A 17095-nucleotide genomic window follows, 5' to 3' on the forward strand; every position below is an offset into this window, starting at 1 on the left:
CAGCCCTATGCCGTACACGGTCCGCATCGGCGACAGCAGGCTGCTGCCGGTAAGTCGTCGGGACAGAACGGGCCGGCTCGCCGCAAGCAGCTAGAACCCGTTTTCAATGCGCTCGAAGACGACGTTGGTGAAGGCCGATATCTGGCTGCCGATGAAGGGACCGGTCAGCGCCGCCACGAGCATGATGGCGACGATCTTCGGCACGAAGGTCAAGGTGATCTCCTGGACCTGCGTCAGGGCCTGGATCAAGGCGATGCCGATACCCACCGCCATGGCGACCAGCACCACCGGGGCGGATGCGGTCAGCACCGTCCACACCGCGTACTGGACGATGTCGAGTGCGTCGGCCTCGTTCATGGGGTCGGCCCGCCGGAGCCGTCAGCTTGCCGCCTTGACCGAGACGCCGGGGCCGACCGCGATCTCGGTGCCGTTGCCCAGCACGGCGATGAGGCCGCTGCTGGCAAGGCGCACGGACGCGACGGTGCCCGTCGTCTTGCCGTCGGCGGACGTTATCGAGCGCCCGATCAGCGCATCGGCCTGCGACAGCGCCGAGGACTGCATGATCTGGTCCAGCTTGGTATTGGTCTGCACAGACTGCTCGACCTGCGAGAAGGTGGCGAGCTGGGCGACGTACTGTGTCGAATCCATCGGCTTGGTCGGATCCTGGTTCTTCATCTCGGCGATCAGAAGCTTCAGGAAGGACTGGTAGTCGACAGCGGTCTTTGAGGTCTGCTGGCTGGCCTGATTGGTGCCAACCGGTATCGTCGTCGTCATGTCCACGGTCATCAGCGTGCTCCCACAGCCAGCGGACGCGAGGCGCCCGGAACGTCGTCATTGCCGCCCAGCGCGCGGCGTTCGAGCGGATAGAGCGACCGGATCGCCTTTAGCGCCTCGTAGATGTGGTCCTCGCCGACCATGCGGTCGATCTGTTTCAGCGCACTGCCGATCTCGGCGTCCTCGAAACTTGCAAGCAGCAGCGGCAGGGAGCGGCGGAACATTTCGCGCGCCTCGCCGGCGCCGGCCGGATTCATGAGCATCACCTGGAGGATGAAATACAGCTGCTTGAGCGGCGTCGAGGCGTCATCGGCCTGGATCACATGGCTTTCGAGCAGGAACTGCACGTCGTTCATCAGTTCGACGGTGACCTTGCGGTCGACGCGGATGACGGCACCGTTGATGTAGATCTTCTCGTTCGGCTTCAGCGATATCTTCAGCGTGTTGGTCATTGAATGCCGTCGCGGATGATCTGGGATACCTCGATCAGTCCCTCGAAATTCTGGGTGCGGCCCTGGCGGATGTCTTCCGCCTCGCGCAGCAGCCAAAGGCCGATCGAAATCAGGTTGGCGCGCAGTTCCTTGGGAAGCGCGTTGTCGTTGGAGCCGAGATCCTCGACAAAGGCGGTCCAGACGCGGTTGGTGAAATGCAGCGCCTCCACTGCCTCCATCGAAGCGGGGCCAAGGGCGGCGGCCGCCGCCAGCATGTCGATCGAGCGGGTCAACAGCTCCCGTTCACGGTCCTTCGCATCGGCGACAGAGGTGCTCTGGATGTCGGCGTAGGAGAATTGGTACATCGTTGGCTCTACCGTTCCGGTTCAGAGTTGTCAGGTCAGGTAATTCAACAGGCTGAGCTGCTGGAGCCGCGCCGTCAATGCGAAGGAGGTCTCGATGTGCTGCGTCAGGTCGGCGACGCGGGTCGCGGCTTCGGCCGGGTCGACCGCTTCAAGATCGAGAATGTGGCGCTCGAACAGGTCGACCTGCGTCTTCATGCGGTCGACAGCGTCGGACACGCGCTTCTGGACGATGCCGGTTTCGGACTGAACCTGGCCGATGCCGCTCAGCGCTTCGCCGACCAGCGACTGCGAGCGGCCGACGATGGTGTCCTTCGCCGCCTGGCTGATGTTGGTCGACATCAGGCTGGAGACCATGGCCGCCGCCATGGCGAGCTTCTTGATGCCGTCGCTGTTGGCGCTGGTCGAGGTCGCGGTGGTTTCGTTGAGCGCGATGCGGCTGACGATCTGCTGGTCGGTGGCGTTCGACCAGTTGGCCTGCCAGCCCGAACCGAAGAACTGCGGCTCGACGTCGTTGGTGATGAAATCGTCCATCTGGGCCGCGGTGATGTTTGCCGCGGCGGGGTCATCCGGCGTGAAACCGAAATTGGCGACAAAGGAGGCGTCGAAGGCAGCCTTGGCGGGTGATCCGGCCGCTGTGAAATCGTTGATCGGCTTGACGTCGGTGTTGGTGCCGGCAAACAGATACTCGCCGTTGACGCTGGTGTTGAGGATCGAGGCGAGCTGCTGGACGGCCGTCTTGCCGGCCGACTGGGTGAGGTTGGCGGAAGAATCGCCCGACGTTGAGGTGGTCAGGCTCGACAGCAAGGTCTGCGCGACGCTGGAGAGCTGGCCGAGCGAGGTCTGCGTCGAGGAGAGCCGGGCGGCCACCAGGCCGTTGGAATCGATAATGACATTGAGCCGGTCGAGATCGCGCGAGAAGGTGACGGACTGGGCGGTGCGTCCGCCCAGCGCCAGGCCGACATCGGCGACCCTGCCGGTCGAGGACTCCTTCGTGGCTTTGACGAGCTCGGCCTGCATGCGCATCTGCTGATAACGCATCGCGTTCGAGAGGGCGGCCGAAGAGACTGAGGTCATGGATTATCCCACCGCGCTGAGCAGAGCCGCCAACATGTCGTCGACGGTTTTCATCATTCGGGCCGATGCCTGATAGGTGTGTTCGAGATCGAGAAGCAGTGACATTTCCTGGTCGACATTGACGCCGGTCGCGTTGGACAGCGCCTCGGCGCTGCGCGATGCCAGGGCTTGCTTGGCGTCGGCTGCGGTCGAAGCCTGCTGGCGCACGCCCTGGAGCCAACCGATCGAATTGGCGGCATAGTCGGCAACGCTCGACGTCGCCGAAATCCCGGCGGCGGGGTCGAATGTCATCGGCTGATCGAGCCGGTCGCCATAGGCGACCAGAAGGCTGGAATAAGAGGCGCCACCAGTGTTGACGATATAGGCCGCGCCGTTGGCGCCGCCGTCGCGCAGCAGTGCCGGATTGCCGCCGACACTTGGATCCATGGCGGCATTGACGCTGATCGTGCCGGCAAGGCCATTGACCAGCGTGCCAGCGGCCGGCACCGCCGGCGCGCCCGACCAGGTGAACAGCCCGGCGGCGTTGGGCATTGACGGCGCGGTCTCGGCGAACGCCGTGATCAGGCCGCGCGCGGTCTCGTCGAGCTGGCTCTGCATGGTCGAGGCTACGCCATCGCGCAATTGCAGCAAACCGGCAAGCTTGCCGCTGGCGCTGGTGTTGCCGCCGGTTCCCGCCGAGATCGGCACATTATCGATGTAGAGGGCATTGCCGACGGTACCGGCGCTGTAGCCGGAGGATGGGGCGAAGCTGACCGTTCGCGGGATGGTTTCGAACAGTGTCGTGCCGTCACCCGTGGTGATGACCATGTCATTGTCGCCGCGCGTGAAGGTGGAGACCGGAACATAGTCCGAGATCTTCTTCAAAAGCGCGTCGCGCTGGTCCAGCGCATCGGAAACGTCGGTGCCGGAGCGCGTGCCTGATATGACAGCCTGGTTGGCGTCCTGGAATTGGCTGAGCAGCGAGTTGAGATCGTCTACCGCCGTGGCGATCTGGCCGTCGGTCTGGGTGCGAAAGTCCTGAATGGCCCTGGAGCCTTCGTTCAGGGAGCGCACGACCTGCTTGGCCGCGTCGATAACGCTGGAGCCGAGATTCTGGTTGGACGGCGAGGTGGCATAGAGCTGCAGCGCCTGCTGCAAATTGCCGATCGCGGTCGAGGGAGAGGACGCATTGTCGACACCATTGACCGAAACATCCAGCTGATCCAGGCCGCTATAGAGCGCGTTCTGGCCGCTGTACGCCGACAGGGCGCTTAGATTCTGACGGAAGAGCAGGTCGTTGGCTACGCGCTGGATGTCAACCGAGCGCGCGCCCGGCGCCGTGCTGGTGACGACGGCGATGCGGCGCGTATAGTCCGGATTGGAAGCGTCGGCGACGTTGCGCGAGACAACGCTGGTCTGCCGAGCGGTGTTCATAAGCGCCGATTGGGCGATGCTCAATGCGGTGGAAAGCGACATGCGGGTCTTTCACGGGCGTTGCCCGGTTTTATCTCTTCAGGTTGACAAGGACGTCCATCAGGTCGGAACCCGTCTGGAAGACTTTCGAATTGGCGGTGTAGCTGCGCTGCGCCGCGATCATGTTGGTCAGTTCCTCGGCGATATCGACGTTCGAATTCTCGAGCGCGCCGGAGATGATGGAGCCAAGCTTGCCTTCATTGGCAAAGCCGACGCGGACCGCGCCGGATTCTGTGCCTTGCGAGTACACATTGCCGGGCAGCGCGGTGAGCTGGTCGGGACTCTGCACATCGGCCAGCGGGATCTTGTAGAGCGGCTTGGTGGAGCCGTCCTTGTACTGGGCGTAGATGGTGCCGTCCTTGCTGATCTGCACCTTGTCGATGGTGCTCGGCGCGTTGCCGTTGACCTGAGCGTCCGAAACCGTGAAGCCGGTGCCGAGCTGGGTCAATGCCGACAGATCCAACGAAAAGGCGCTGCCGTTGGGCACGGTGAGCGAGACGCTGTCGACGGCGCCGGTGAGCTTGCCCGTGGTCGTGTCGAACGTCAGGTTGGCCGAGCCCAGTGCGCCGCCGGCGTAGGGGAATGACGTTCCAGCGGTCGCCTTCGACTGGTCGAAGACCGACACCTGCCAGGTGCCGGCGCCGGTGTTGGTGAAATAGACGTCGAGCAGCTTCTTGTTGCCGAGATTGTCATAGGCGACCATCGAGGATTTCGAGGTGTACTGCGCGCCTGCGGCGTTGGTGGTGGGCAGGTTGCCGGCCGCGACCGGCGTCGCGCCTGCGGGCAGGTTGCCGCTGTAGAGACCCTCGGTGCTCGGGGTCGCGGTCATTCCCTGGTCGGAGATGACGACCGGGACCAATCCTTCAAAACCGTTCACCGTCGCCGCCGGCACGCCATTTTCGTAGCTGTAGGCCATCAGCTGGAAGCCGGCCGAGTTGACCAGCCTGCCCTGTCCATCGGGAACGAAGGCGCCGGCGCGGGTCAGGAAAGGCGTGCCGCTCGGGTCCTGGACGACAAAGAAGCCGTCGCCGCTGACGGCAAGGTCGGAGACAGAGGTGGTGTATTGGAGAACGCCGGGATCGCTGACCGCCTGCCGGATCGTGGTGGTGATGCCGCCGGAATTATAGGCGCCGCCCGTCGAGGGCATGACCAGCGTTGAAAATTCGGCGGAGGACCGCTTGTAGCCGGTGGTATCGGAATTGGCGATGTTGTCGGCTGTCGTCGACAGACGGTTGGCCTGCGCGTTCATGCCGGAAACGCCGGTCCGCATCATCCCGTAGAGGCTCATCGAAATGTCTCCGCAATGTCCATGCCATTGGCAGCGAGGCTACGCGTCCTGTCTTGCGCGAGGCTGGCGCGGCGGTGCATCAGAACACCAGCCGGTAGCCGAGGAAGCGCTTGGAATCGATCGGATCGGTGCCCAGCTTCTCGCGCAGCTTCTTGCGCAGCTTGCTGATGTGGCTTTCCACCACGTTCTCCTCGACCTCTTCGTCGAAGATGCCGTAGATGGCGTTGAATACTTGGGTCTTGGTGACGCGGCGGCCGCGATTGCTTGCCAGATATTCGAGAATGCGGCGCTCACGGCGCGGCAAGGGAAGCGGCTGGCCATTGATTTCAGGGTCGCGGCCATCCATGAAGATGCGCATGGCACCGATCTCGGTAAAGGCGGCATCTTCGTTGGCGCGGCGGCGGATGGCTGTTATGCGAGCCAGGATCTCGCGGATATGGACCGGCTTGCGGATGACGTCATCGACACCGCTCTCGAACAGCCGCAACGTGTTCTCCAGCGAATGCTGCTCGCTGAGAGCAATCACCGGGGCTCCGGTGCGGTCGCGGATCTGGCGCGGAGAGATCGCGCCTTCGCGGCAGTCGCCGATGAGGAAGGCCCGGACCGAGCGCAGATCGGCATCGGCCGCCGAGTTCACCCACTCGCCGAATTCGCCGGAAGCGAAGCCCGCGCAGGCGATGCCCTCGCGGTCAAAAAGTGAATTGTATCCGTCTGTCACGAGCTCTCGCTCGTCAACGATAACGATCATCGGCCCCGCCTCCGAATCAGCTCATCTGCCCCGTGGGGAAAGCCGTATCCGCTGGCAGGAATCCTGAACAACCGTCATTTCTTGTAACTAGTTTCTTGGGAGTCTGGAATCGCATCGGTTGCATTAGCATGGGGTGAGATATGCTTGGTGCTCCAAGTCCCGGCCAAGTCGAAGCGCAACGCCGAGACTTTGCGACTGATTGCATGAGATGCAACAATACACTCATGGGTTGCAGAACGTGCGGGCGTTGCCGGTCCATTTGCCGAAGCCGGTGGCCACCATGTTTGATATCACGCGGCAGACATAGACCTTCTGCGCCGGGTCGTTGTCGGGCCCCGCGTGATAGCGGGCGACGGCCATCGACCAGGTCACGTGACGGGCATGAAGGCTGGCCAGGAAACGCGCTGCATAGTCGACGTTCTGACGCGGATCTAGCATGTCCTCGACGCTGCGGAAATGCGCGCCGTGGTAGTGGTGATTGATTTGCATGCAGCCGAGATCGATCAGCGTCTTGCCCTCGCGTCGGGCATTGGCGAAGGTGGCAAGAGCTTCGGCGCGGCTTGTCGGGAAGACTGCTTTTCCTTCTATATTCAATGCGTTGGGCTGCAAGCTTCCCTTCTTGCCGGTCTCGGTCAAGCCGACGGCATAGAGGATGCCGGCCGGCACGCCATAGTGGTCGGCGGCGCGCAGGATCTCCGGTTCGCAAGCATTGGCGGCGGCAGCGGCGGCGCTCGCAAGACTAGATAAAGATATCGCCGCCAGCGCGCTCGCGAGAAGGCGAAGCGGGGCGGCCGTGTGCTTGCGCGTCATCATTGTGTCTTCCGGCGGATTGCTGGCCCGGTTGCTGGCCGCCGGCGCCGCTGTTGCCGCCGCCGGAATTCCCGGGTTGAAAGGACGACTGGTCGCGGCCCGCCGCCGTCTGCAAGGATGCGGTCGCATCAGTGCGGGTCGTTGCGGGGACCGCTACCGAAGGTTGTAGTATCGTGACCTTGTCAACCTCGAAGCCGAGTCCGCGCAGGGACTTGACGATGGCATCGCTATCAGAGGACAGCCGGTGGTAGGCGTCATGTGTTTGAGGCTTCAACTCAATCGAAAGTTGTTCTCCGGAGAGGCGAAGATTGGCGGTGACCATGCCAAGCTCGGCCGGATGAAGTTCGATCTTCAACACATGTGTCGCGGCGGCAACAGGGCCTGTCAGTTGCGCGGTTGCGGAGTGTGTCGAAAGCGTCGTTTTCGGGCCGCCATCGGCTGTTATGGCGCCGATCACGTTGAGGGCGGCCTGGCTCATCGGCGCCTGCGGCGGGGCAGGGAAGCTGCGCTCGGAGACCACGTCGATGCGCCCTGCCGCCGACAGTTGTTTTCCGGGCTCGTGCCGCAACGAGGACTGAACATCGGCCATGGATTTCAGCTGCGGTGCCGCCTGCTTCGGATCCACGCCCGGCACTTCGGCCGGCGCTGTCTGGGGCAGCGGCCCGGCCGCGATCGCATTGTCGCGTTTTGGCGTGCCAGCGGCGTCGTGGACGGTCTGGCCATCGAGCTTGGTCAGCGACCCATCGACGAGCGATGTCCGCTCGGGCTTCGAGATCGGGTCGAGATCGTCATGCCCGGCGGCGGATTTCGGCCGGTAGGCCTTCGGCAGGAGCTGCCCGTCGAGCGCCGGTTCCTGTCCGGTTTCGTTCGTATCGGCCGGTCTGGCCGATGTCGAGAAATGGCGCAGGTCATGGAACGCGATCAGCAACGGCAGATGGTCCTCGAGCGGCGTCGCACCTGTCGCGGCCGCTGCGCCATCGGAGTCCTTGTCCGGCTCGGCGGTCTTGTCGTCCCTGGCCGTTTTCGCGGCCGGCATTCCGCTGGATGGGATCCTTGCCTTGCCAGCCGGCAGTGGCTCGTCCTTCTGCCCGGCAGGACCGGCGGCAAGCCTGCTCCAGCGCTCATCGCGCGATCCGGCCCCGGCTGCCGGATGCTTGTCCGGGTGGGCCGGGCCGGCCTTGTCGTCGAGCATCTTGCCGAAACCCGTGTCGTCATTTTTTCCGGTCGCCGCCGGCTGTTCCGCCGTCGTGCGCGCGGTGGTGATTCCCGGCAGCGCCGGACCGAGGCTGGGGGTCATTTCGGAGCGGCTCCAAGCATCTGGTCGATCAGGTCGAGCTGTCGACGGGTTTTGACCATCGCGGCATCGGTTGGGTCTGACGTGTCGGTGCTGGCCGCGGCCGCCGGCGCCGATGCCGGCAGGACAGTTGCCGCATCGCCCGGAGCCGGCGCGTTCGGCGCAACTGCCACTGTATCGCCGGATGGCGCGACGGCCGGCCGTTCGGAGACAGCACCCTCGACGGGCGGCAATCCGGCGGCGTCGGCCGTCTGCGCGGCGGCAGGCTCGGGCTCGTGCGATGGCATGACCTCTGCAGGTGCCGAGCTGGCGGTCGGGAGGGAAGCGGGCGGTGCCACCACTTCGCCGGCGATGGCCTCGGCGGCGTCGAGCAGCGCGCGGTCGCCGTCCGACAGCCGGCTGCGGTCGATCTTGCCCAGCTTGGCGCGCACGTCCTCGATGGTACCCGATGTCACGGTGGACAGGCTTGAGTAGAGCAGGGCGCGCGGATCGCCCTGATTGGTGTTGCCGTCGCGGCCTTGCTCGGCCCGCGCCGAGGCGAAGGCGGACAGTTCGTTCAGGCCGTCGATCGCGGCGCGGCGGGCGATGCGCAGATAAATGACCTTCTCGCGCTCGGGATCCATCATTGAGGTGATATCGGCCAATTTGTCCTGGCTGATCGACATGTGCAGCTCAATCACGCCCGAGACGAAGGAGTCGGCGAACTGGCTGGCATAGGGCGAATAGAGATAGCGCTCGACATATTGTGTGGAGGCAAGCGCAAAGCGCGCCGCGTCGCGCTGCGCGACCGCAATGCCGACCGAGCGGCGCAATGCCGCCTCCTCGACCAGTGTCCCGGGGCCGAGCAATTTCGCCTCGTCGAGCAGCACCAGCGCCGCGGCCGGCTGGTCGCTGGCGAGCAGCGAACCCTTGACCAGGGCAAGGAAGGCGCCGAGGTCGCTGGGCTCCGCCATCGGATCGACCGGCTTCAAGGCTTCGATGGCCTCGGCGGGGCGGCCGTTCAGGTAATCGATGACGCCCCTGGCAAGGGCTAGGTCCCGCGCATCGGCGGTGGCGCGCGACACGGCCGCCTCGACGGTCACCGGGTTGCCGCCGCTCATGCCGTAGACCAGCAGCGCGCGAAAATTCTTCGGATCCCTGAAATCGTCCTTGTCCGCCTCGCGCAAGCGCGTATCGATCATCTCCAGCAGCTTGGACTGCATCGGCAGCGCGGCGTGGTCGCCGACGGCGATACGGTCCTGAATAAGCTGCAGCGAGCGCACCAGCTGATAGGGTTGCAACGAATCCTGCGCGAGGGCGGCCGTAGGCTGGCCGGCCAACAGCAAAAGGCCCATCAAGCGGCTGGTGAAGACCGCCCGCCTCATCCGCCGGTCGCCATCAGTATCTCGATGCGGCGGTTCACCGCCGACAGCGGATCGGCGGGGTCCTTCGGCTGGCGGTCGGCGAAGCCGGCGACTTCGGTGATGCGGCGCTCGTCGACGCCGCCGCGCACCAGCATGTAGTACGCCGAATGCGCGCGCGCCGTCGACAGCCGCCAATTGTCGTAGCCGGCGCTGCGGAACGGCCGCGCGTCGGTGTGGCCGTTGATGCTGATCGTGCCCTTCTGGCTGTTGACGATGCGGCCGATCTTTTCCATCGCGAGCACCAGCTCACGGCGCGGCATCGCGGAGCCGACCTCGAACATGCCGAAGTCAAGCTGGTCGGTGATCGAGATGAGGACGCCCTTGTCGGTGGCTTCGACCGAGACGCCGTCGTGCAACTTGTCGCCAGGTTTGAAGGCCTCGGCCAGCTGCTGCCTGACATCGGCCGCAGCCTTAAGCGCGGCCGCGCCCGGCTTCTTTTCGCCGGCATCGGGCTTGGCCGCCTCCTGGGCGGCGGCAACCTTGGCGTCCGCGGGCCCGGCGGCGCCGGCTTTCGCATCACCCGCCTCGGCGATTGCCGTTGTGGCCTTGCCGTCCTTTGCCAGAGGTTCAAGCGGCGCCGCGATGACCGGCGGCGCAGGCGGCACGGCCTTGACCTTGGCGACCTGCGCCTCGGCGGCCTTGTCGCCGGGCTTCACCGGATCACCTTCGATCCTGGCGCGCTGCGCGCTGGCCTCGGCGCCCGGCGAGGCCACCTGCTGAGACCAGAAATCAGGCTCGAACGGATCGCGATAGGAGGCGCCGCCGGAAGCGCCCGTTGCCGGGCCGGCACTCTGCGCGCCGCCATCGCCCTTCTGGCTGACGTTCTGCATGATGCCGGTGTTGGTGGCGATTTCCGAAAGCACCGCGTAGGGATCGGCGAACAGGTGTTCGTCGGACTGCTCGGACTGCTGCGGCTCCTGCTTTTCCTTTTTGGGATCGGATGAACCCGCGCCGCCGGCTCCATCCTGTCCGGCCTTGGTGGCCGCCTCTTCCGGATTGTCGGCGGTCAGCCCGATGGCGCGCGGACCGTCGCCGAGATCCTCCAGGCCCTTGCGGCTCGACGTGCGGTCGACCAGCTTGACCGGATTGAAATAGCTGGCGACCGCCGCCTTGGTCTGTTCGTTGGCGGCGTTGATCAGCCACATGACCAGGAAGAAGCACATCATGGCCGTCATGAAGTCGGCGAAGGCGATCTTCCAGACGCCACCGTGATGGCCCTCCTCGTGGTCGTCATGGCCACGACGCACGATGATGATCTCGTGCCTGGCCTGATCGGCATCGGCGACGCTCATGCCAACACCTGGGAGAGCGTTGCCGACCATTCGGCCATGCGCGTCTCGAACACCGCTTCGTCGATGGAGACCGTGAGATCGAAGCCGGGAGCTTCGATGAAGTCGAGATTGGCGGCGCGCGCTCCGAGCGATGCCTTCAGCGCTTCGAAAAGGGAAAGCGGGCCGCGAACGACTATGCGCACCGCTTCGCCATCGCCGACCGCTTCGCGGACCGCACCGGCAAGCGCTTCAAGCGAGCGCTTTTGCAGGTCGTCACTGACGATGCCGCCGATGATGCGGGCGACCGTGGCGGCGACGAGGTCCGTCACGCGCGCCTCCATGGCATCGATGCGCAGCGAGACCGCCTCGCCGACATCGCCGCCGAAGCTCTCGAGAAAGGCCTTCGCTTCCTCGGCATTCGCCCGGCGTTCAGCGTCCATCGCTGCTTCGTGGGCAGCCGCAAGCCGCTCGCCAAGCGCCGCCTCCGCCTGGGCGACCGCTTCGGCGATCAGCGTGCCGATATCGGCTTGCGGCGCGGCTGCTTCCGGCTCGTGCTCGGCGGCGGCCCTCGGCTGGCTGACACGTTGCGGGCGCGGGCCGAAATCCGGCAGGAGATCGAAAAGGGCTAGGGAAGGCATGGACTACACCGCGACTTCCTGGGCCGCCCATTTGCGCAGGATCTGCGCTGTGCGCTCCTCGTTGAGGTCGACCATGCGGGCAAGCCGCTCCTGCGGCGCAGGCCTGATCTTCTGGCGCAGGTCGTCGAGCGGCGTGGAACCGGCGCGCACGCCCGGCAACGCGCCGACGGCCGAGCCGGCTTCGGCGGAAGCCGTGCCCTCCGGCGTCGGCAGCGAGCGCTGGACCTCGTCGAAATTGGGACCCGCTATGGCCGGCGTGGCCTTTGCTGTCAGGGCCGCCGCCATCGGGCGCAGGCCGAAGAAGGCCACCAGGAACACCACGACGATGAAGGCGCCGGCATTGATCAGCGTGCCGGCGTGCTGGCCGACGGAATCGAGCATTCCGGCCTGCGGGATCGCCTCGCCGTCGAGCCCGTCGATGAACTCGACCGCCGAGACGTCGATGACATCGCCGCGCTTGTCGTCGAAGCCGGTGGCAGAGGTCACCATCTTCTGGATGTCGGCGACGCGCTTGGCGATCTGTTCGGGCGTGGCGTCCTTGCCCAGGATCGCCTTCAGCCGATCCTGGTTGACGACCACGGCGATAGACATCTTGGTGACGCTGTAGCCGTTGGAGACGGTGGCGATCTTCTTGGAGTTGATCTCGTAGTTGGTGATCTCTTCCCTGCGGTCGTTCTGCGAGGAGGATTGCGGACCCTCGGTGGCGGTCGTCTGCGTCTCGGGCAGGTTCTGCTCGACGCTGGCCGGGGTGGAGGCCTGCTTCTGGTTGTTGTTCTCGTTGGCGCGCACCGACTGCACCGAACGCTCGACGCGCGACTCCGGATCGAAGATCGTCTCCTCGGTTTGGCGGGTATCGGTGTTGACGTCGGCCTTGACGCTGGCGCGGAAATTGTCCGGGCCAAGATACGGGGTGAGGGCGCGCCGGATGTTGTCACCGATCTGCGCCTCGACGGTCTGCTCGACGCCCAGCGTGCGGGCGGCACTTGTGTTGGAGGGATCGTCTCCCGCCGCCAGCAGATTGCCGTTGGAATCGAGCACCGTCACCTTGTCGGCCGACAGGCCGGGAACGGCGGCGGCGACGAGATGGCGGATCGACATGGCGCTTTTCTCGGCGTCGATGCCGGCGTAGCGGATGACGACCGACGCGGAGGGCTGCTGCTCGTCGCGGCGGAAATTGGCACGCTCGGACATAACGATATGGACGCGCGCAGCCTTGACGCCCGCGATCGACTGGATGGTGCGCGATATTTCGCCCTCCAGCGCGCGCACACGCGTGATCTGCTGCATGAAGGAGGTCAGGCCGAGCGAGCCGACATTGTCGAACAGTTCATAGCCGGCATTGGCGCTGGTCGGCAGGCCCTTTTCGGCAAGCAGCATGCGGGCCTGCGCGGTGGTGCCGGCCGGGACCAGGACCGAGGTTCCGTCGGAGCCGACGTCGAAGCCGATGCCGGCCTCGCCCAGCACGAGGCCGATCTGGTTCACGTCGGCGCGGTCGAGCCCGACATAGAGCGTGTCGTAGGCCGGACGGTTGAGATAGACGGAAGCGACACCGATGACGCTCATCACCAATGCGGCGATGCCCGCCAGCATGGCCAGGCGCTTCACGCCAAACCCGCGGAGATTCGCGATGATGCTCTGGATCTGTTCCGGCACGGTCGACTACTCCCAGCATGACTGTCCGCTGGAACACTAGCCCTCGAAGCTTGTGCGAAAATGAAATCGGGCCGCGCTCGGCGCGCGGCCCGTCAACCTTGAGGTGAAGACGTCGAGTGGGCGGTCAGCTCTTGAACAGCGACAGGATCGACTGCGAGGAACTGTTGGCGATCGACAGCGACTGGATGCCGAGCTGCTGCTGCACCTGGAGCGCCTGAAGGCGGGTCGATTCCTTGTTCATGTCGGCGTCGACGAGCTGGCCGACACCGCGGTCGATGGAGTCCATCAGGCTCTGCGTGAAGGTCTTCTGCAGGTCGATGCTGCTCTTGGCCGAACCGAGGATGGTGGCGGAATCGGTCAGCTGGCTCATGACGTTGTCGATCTTGGTGATCATCTGGGTGATGATGTCGTCGGTCACGCCTGCCGCCGTGATGTCGAGATTGTAGGCGGAAATATTGTCGACCTTGGCAACCGCCCCCGCCGCGGTCTGGCCGGCGGTGTTGGCTGCGATATCCGTTGATCCACCCGCGATCGATGCCGCATAGGCGGTGTCATACAGGGTCTGCGCGGCCGCGGTCGAATAGACCGATGTCTTGCGGTCGAGAATGCCCTGGTTCTTGACCTCGCCGGCGAGACCGGAATCGAAAAGCTTGGTGCTCTCGACATCGATGTCAATCGTCCCGAGTTGGACGGCGCCGGACGAGGTGCGGTTGAACGAGGACACGATCTTGGAGTCGGGCTGGACGCCGTCATTGGCGGCCGACACCTGCTTGGAGATCACCGACAGGAAATTCGAACCGGAGAAGGTGGCGGCGTCGGCAAAGGATTTCATCTGCGCCTGAAGCGCCGTGATTTCGGTCTGCGTCTTTGCCTTGGCGGCATCCGTCTGGCCGACGGTCGAAAGCAGCTTGGTTTTGATCTTGCCGATCGTGTCCAGCACATTGTTCATGCCGGTATAGGCGGTGTCGACCTTCGAGGCGCCTAGGCCGAGCGCATCCTGCACGGTCGAGAGCGCCTGGTTGTCGGAGCGCATGGTGGTGGCGATCGACCAGTAGGCGGCGTTGTCGGAGGCCTCGGAGACGCGATAGCCCGTCGAGACGCGGGCCTGTGTCTGCTCGAGCGACTTGTTGGTGGCGTTGAGGCTTTGAAGTGCAGTCAACGCCGCAGCGTTCGTCATGATGCTCGCCAAGAAACTCGCTCCTTCTCTAAGCCGGCATGCCCACAGGCCTGGTCGGCCTGCCCATCGGCTGCGATCGTGCCGGTCGGGCCGATTCGACAACCTGTCGTAAGCTATTGGTTAACCATAGCTAGCGCGATATGGTTAACGCCCTGTTAAAAGTCAGCTTTCGACAGTTAAGGAACGAGGATTGCGCGGGGCTGGAGCAAACGCAATCGGGCCGCGCTTTTGGCGCGGCCCGATATCTTGGTGCTGTTCGTGGATGGTGAAGGCGATTAGCCGCGGAAGAGCGACAGGATCGACTGCGACGAACCGTTGGCGATCGACAGCGCCTGGATGCCGAGCTGCTGCTGAACCTGCAGGGCCTGGAGGCGGGTCGATTCCTTGTTCATGTCGGCATCGACGAGCTGGCCGACGCCGCGGTCGATGGAGTCCATCAGGCTCTGCGTGAAGGTCTTCTGCAGGTCGATGGAGCTCTTGGCGGCGCCGAGCGTGGTGGCGGCGTTCGTCATGTCCTTGAGCGCAGCGTCGACGACGTTCATCATCCCCGAGATCTGGTCGTCGCTGAAGCCTTTGCCCGTTGCGGAGTCGAAGATCTTCAGGCTGGCGACCGAATAGGTGTCGCCGGCCGCAACGGTAGCACCAGCAGCCGGAGTCGCCGCCGTGGCGGTGACGCTGCCGTCGGTGCCCAGACGCGCGGCGTCGAGGATGCCCTTCGCGGTGCCAGCCGTGGTACCCGCCTCGTAGAGCTTGGTGCTTTCCACGTTGACGTCGATCGTCGAGATCGAGACCGCGCCGGAAGCGTCACGGTTGAAGGCCGAAACGATCTTGACGTCCGCCACGGACGTGCCCGTGCCGCTGTCCACGGACAGCATGTTGGTGCCGGAGAAGCTGGCGCCATCGGCATAGGCCTTCAGCTGCTTCTGAAGGGCGGCGATTTCGGTCTGGGTCTTTTCCTTGTCGGCATCCGTCTGGCCGTAAGAGGCGGTCAGCTTGGTCTTGATCTGGTTGATGGTGTCGATCGCGCTGTTCATGCCGGTGTAAGCGGTATCGACCTTCGAGGCGCCGAGGCCGAGCGCGTCCGAAACGGTCGACATCTGCTGGTTGTCGGAACGCATCGTGGTGGCGATCGACCAGTAAGCGGCGTTGTCCGAAGCCTGGGAAACGCGATAGCCCGTCGAGATGCGGGCCTGGGTGGTTTCGAGGTTCTTGTTGGTGGCGTTCAAGCTCTGCAGCGCGGTCAGCGCCGAGGCATTGGTCATGATACTGGCCATGTCTACTCGTACCTTACTTTTTACAGGTGTTTTTTGACATACCGGATTGGCCGGTATGACGGAGCGGCATCATGCCAATGATCTGTCTGAGACCCGATCACCCGCCATCTGCGGGGAATATGGCGGCAAGTCCCTACCAAAGGACTAAACCGGACGGTTAATCGAAAAATATTGTCGAAAAAAACGGGAGGGCGCGGTTCGGCGCCGGGCGCGATCAGTTGAAGGAGCGCACCAGGCTGCCGACAAGCAGGTTCCAGCCGTCGATCAGCACGAAGAACAGGATCTTGAACGGCAGCGACACCACCGTCGGCGGCAGCATCATCATGCCCATCGCCATGGTGATGGTGGCGACGATCAGGTCGATGACCAGGAACGGCAGCACGATCAGGAAGCCGATCTCGAAGCCGCGCCTGATCTCGGAGATCATGAAGGCGGGCACCAGGATGCGCAGGTCGACGGTTTCCTTCGCAACGGTCTGGCCGCGTTCGCGCGCGAGGTCGGCGAACAGGTCGAAGTCCTTGTCGCGCACATTGTGCAGCATGAAGGTGCGGAAGGGATCGGAAATCTTCTCGAAAGCCTCGGTTTGGCTGATCTGGTTGTCCATCAGCGGCTTGACGCCGGTATTCCAGGCCTGGTCGAAGGTCGGCGCCATGACATAGAAGGTCATGAACAGCGACAGCGAAATGAGGATAAGGTTCGCCGGCGTCGACTGCAGGCCGATGCCGGCGCGCAGGATCGAGAAGGCGATGACGAAACGGGTGAAGCTTGTCACCATGATCAGCAGGCCCGGCGCCACCGAAAGCACGGTGAGCAGGCCGAACATCTGGATGATGTAGCCGACGGTGGTGCCGTCGGCCTTGCCGATGCCGCCGAGGTCCAGTTGCTGGGCCGTCGCGATCGATGTGGCGGCGCCGAGCAGCGCCGCGGCAAGAAGAAATTTCTTCATTCGAGCAGCAACGTCCTGATGAGTACCTGCTTGGCATGCCCCTGGCTGCGGATCGAGGCGCGCTCCTCGATATCGGCCTTCAGGTGCTGATAGCCGCTGGCGCCTTCTATCTGGTGCATCTTCAGGGTGCGCACGAAGGCCAGAAGATCCTGATGGATCTCATCCGACATTGCCGGCGGCTGCGGCGCGTCGTAGACCACCGACACTTCCATCCTGATCCAGGTCTCGGCGGGCGAGGCGATGTTGGTGGTGATCGGCGCCAGCGCGACGAGTGACGGTCCCGTGCCGGGCTCTTGCGCGTCGGCGGGCTTGGGCACCTTGCCCTCGTTTTCCGGCGCGACGGGTACCGATGCCGGTGCCCCCACACCCTTGAGATAGCCGCCGGACAGCCAGCCCATGCCGATGGCGGCAGCCGTCACCAGGAGCAGCATGGCGCCCTGGACGGCAAGGGAAGGACCCTTGCGAGACGGAACCTGTTCGACGCTGGCCACGGTGCT

At 64.4% G+C, this 17095-nt stretch carries 18 protein-coding genes; all 18 read right to left on the reverse strand.

What is annotated here, in order from left to right:
- Positions 1–90: 90 nt before the first annotated feature.
- Positions 91–357, reverse strand: a complete 267-nt coding sequence (gene fliQ / locus FJ490_RS17245) for a flagellar biosynthesis protein FliQ (RefSeq protein ID WP_140496235.1) — start codon at positions 355–357, stop codon at positions 91–93.
- A 21-nt stretch (positions 358–378) separates the two neighbouring features.
- Positions 379–786, reverse strand: a complete 408-nt coding sequence (gene flgD / locus FJ490_RS17250; protein ID WP_140513649.1) for a flagellar hook assembly protein FlgD — start codon at positions 784–786, stop codon at positions 379–381.
- Entirely contained in the window at positions 786–1226 is a 441-nt protein-coding gene (gene flbT / locus FJ490_RS17255; RefSeq protein WP_140496233.1) for a flagellar biosynthesis repressor FlbT, read from the reverse strand. The genes flgD and flbT overlap by 1 nt, the downstream gene beginning before the upstream one ends.
- Positions 1223–1570, reverse strand: a complete 348-nt coding sequence (gene flaF / locus FJ490_RS17260; RefSeq protein WP_140496232.1) for a flagellar biosynthesis regulator FlaF — start codon at positions 1568–1570, stop codon at positions 1223–1225. The genes flbT and flaF overlap by 4 nt, the downstream gene beginning before the upstream one ends.
- Positions 1571–1600: 30 nt before the next feature.
- Complete coding sequence (locus FJ490_RS17265) at positions 1601–2644, reverse strand: flagellar hook-associated family protein (protein WP_140496231.1); 1044 nt, start codon at positions 2642–2644, stop codon at positions 1601–1603.
- A 3-nt stretch (positions 2645–2647) separates the two neighbouring features.
- Positions 2648–4099, reverse strand: a complete 1452-nt coding sequence (flgK, locus tag FJ490_RS17270) for a flagellar hook-associated protein FlgK (protein WP_140729040.1) — start codon at positions 4097–4099, stop codon at positions 2648–2650.
- Positions 4100–4127: 28 nt separating this feature from the next.
- On the reverse strand, positions 4128–5384 hold the full coding sequence (locus FJ490_RS17275) for a flagellar hook protein FlgE (RefSeq protein ID WP_140624290.1): 1257 nt from the start codon (positions 5382–5384) through the stop codon (positions 4128–4130).
- Between the two features lie 79 nt (positions 5385–5463).
- The gene (locus FJ490_RS17280) at positions 5464–6132 is read right to left on the reverse strand and encodes a response regulator transcription factor (protein ID WP_140496228.1); all 669 of its coding nucleotides are present in this window, start codon (positions 6130–6132) and stop codon (positions 5464–5466) included.
- A gap of 222 nt (positions 6133–6354) precedes the next feature.
- On the reverse strand, positions 6355–6942 hold the full coding sequence (locus tag FJ490_RS17285) for a lytic transglycosylase domain-containing protein (protein WP_181165242.1): 588 nt from the start codon (positions 6940–6942) through the stop codon (positions 6355–6357).
- Entirely contained in the window at positions 6872–8239 is a 1368-nt protein-coding gene (locus FJ490_RS17290) for a flagellar hook-length control protein FliK (protein ID WP_140650215.1), read from the reverse strand. Before FJ490_RS17290 ends, FJ490_RS17285 begins: the two co-directional genes overlap by 71 nt.
- Complete coding sequence (locus tag FJ490_RS17295) at positions 8236–9600, reverse strand: chemotaxis protein MotC (protein ID WP_140650217.1); 1365 nt, start codon at positions 9598–9600, stop codon at positions 8236–8238. The genes FJ490_RS17290 and FJ490_RS17295 overlap by 4 nt, the downstream gene beginning before the upstream one ends.
- On the reverse strand, positions 9597–10931 hold the full coding sequence (locus FJ490_RS17300; protein WP_140522326.1) for a MotB family protein: 1335 nt from the start codon (positions 10929–10931) through the stop codon (positions 9597–9599). The genes FJ490_RS17295 and FJ490_RS17300 overlap by 4 nt, the downstream gene beginning before the upstream one ends.
- Positions 10928–11548: a hypothetical protein gene (locus tag FJ490_RS17305; RefSeq protein WP_140496224.1), complete on the reverse strand. Its 621-nt coding sequence runs from the start codon at positions 11546–11548 to the stop codon at positions 10928–10930. The genes FJ490_RS17300 and FJ490_RS17305 overlap by 4 nt, the downstream gene beginning before the upstream one ends.
- A gap of 3 nt (positions 11549–11551) precedes the next feature.
- Positions 11552–13201, reverse strand: a complete 1650-nt coding sequence (fliF, locus tag FJ490_RS17310) for a flagellar basal-body MS-ring/collar protein FliF (protein WP_140729041.1) — start codon at positions 13199–13201, stop codon at positions 11552–11554.
- A 124-nt stretch (positions 13202–13325) separates the two neighbouring features.
- Entirely contained in the window at positions 13326–14390 is a 1065-nt protein-coding gene (locus FJ490_RS17315; RefSeq protein WP_140496222.1) for a flagellin, read from the reverse strand.
- A gap of 263 nt (positions 14391–14653) precedes the next feature.
- The gene (locus FJ490_RS17320) at positions 14654–15652 is read right to left on the reverse strand and encodes a flagellin (protein WP_140566244.1); all 999 of its coding nucleotides are present in this window, start codon (positions 15650–15652) and stop codon (positions 14654–14656) included.
- Positions 15653–15866: 214 nt separating this feature from the next.
- Positions 15867–16598 (reverse strand): flagellar type III secretion system pore protein FliP, encoded by a 732-nt coding sequence (fliP, locus tag FJ490_RS17325; protein ID WP_140513640.1) that lies wholly within the window; start codon positions 16596–16598, stop codon positions 15867–15869.
- A complete protein-coding gene (locus FJ490_RS17330) occupies positions 16595–17089 on the reverse strand; it encodes a flagellar basal body-associated FliL family protein (protein WP_140496219.1) in 495 nt (164 codons plus the stop codon). Before FJ490_RS17330 ends, fliP begins: the two co-directional genes overlap by 4 nt.
- Between the last annotated feature and the right edge of the window lie 6 nt (positions 17090–17095).

This window comes from Mesorhizobium sp. B2-5-11 (assembly GCF_006440835.1).
Lineage (GTDB): Bacteria > Pseudomonadota > Alphaproteobacteria > Rhizobiales > Rhizobiaceae > Mesorhizobium.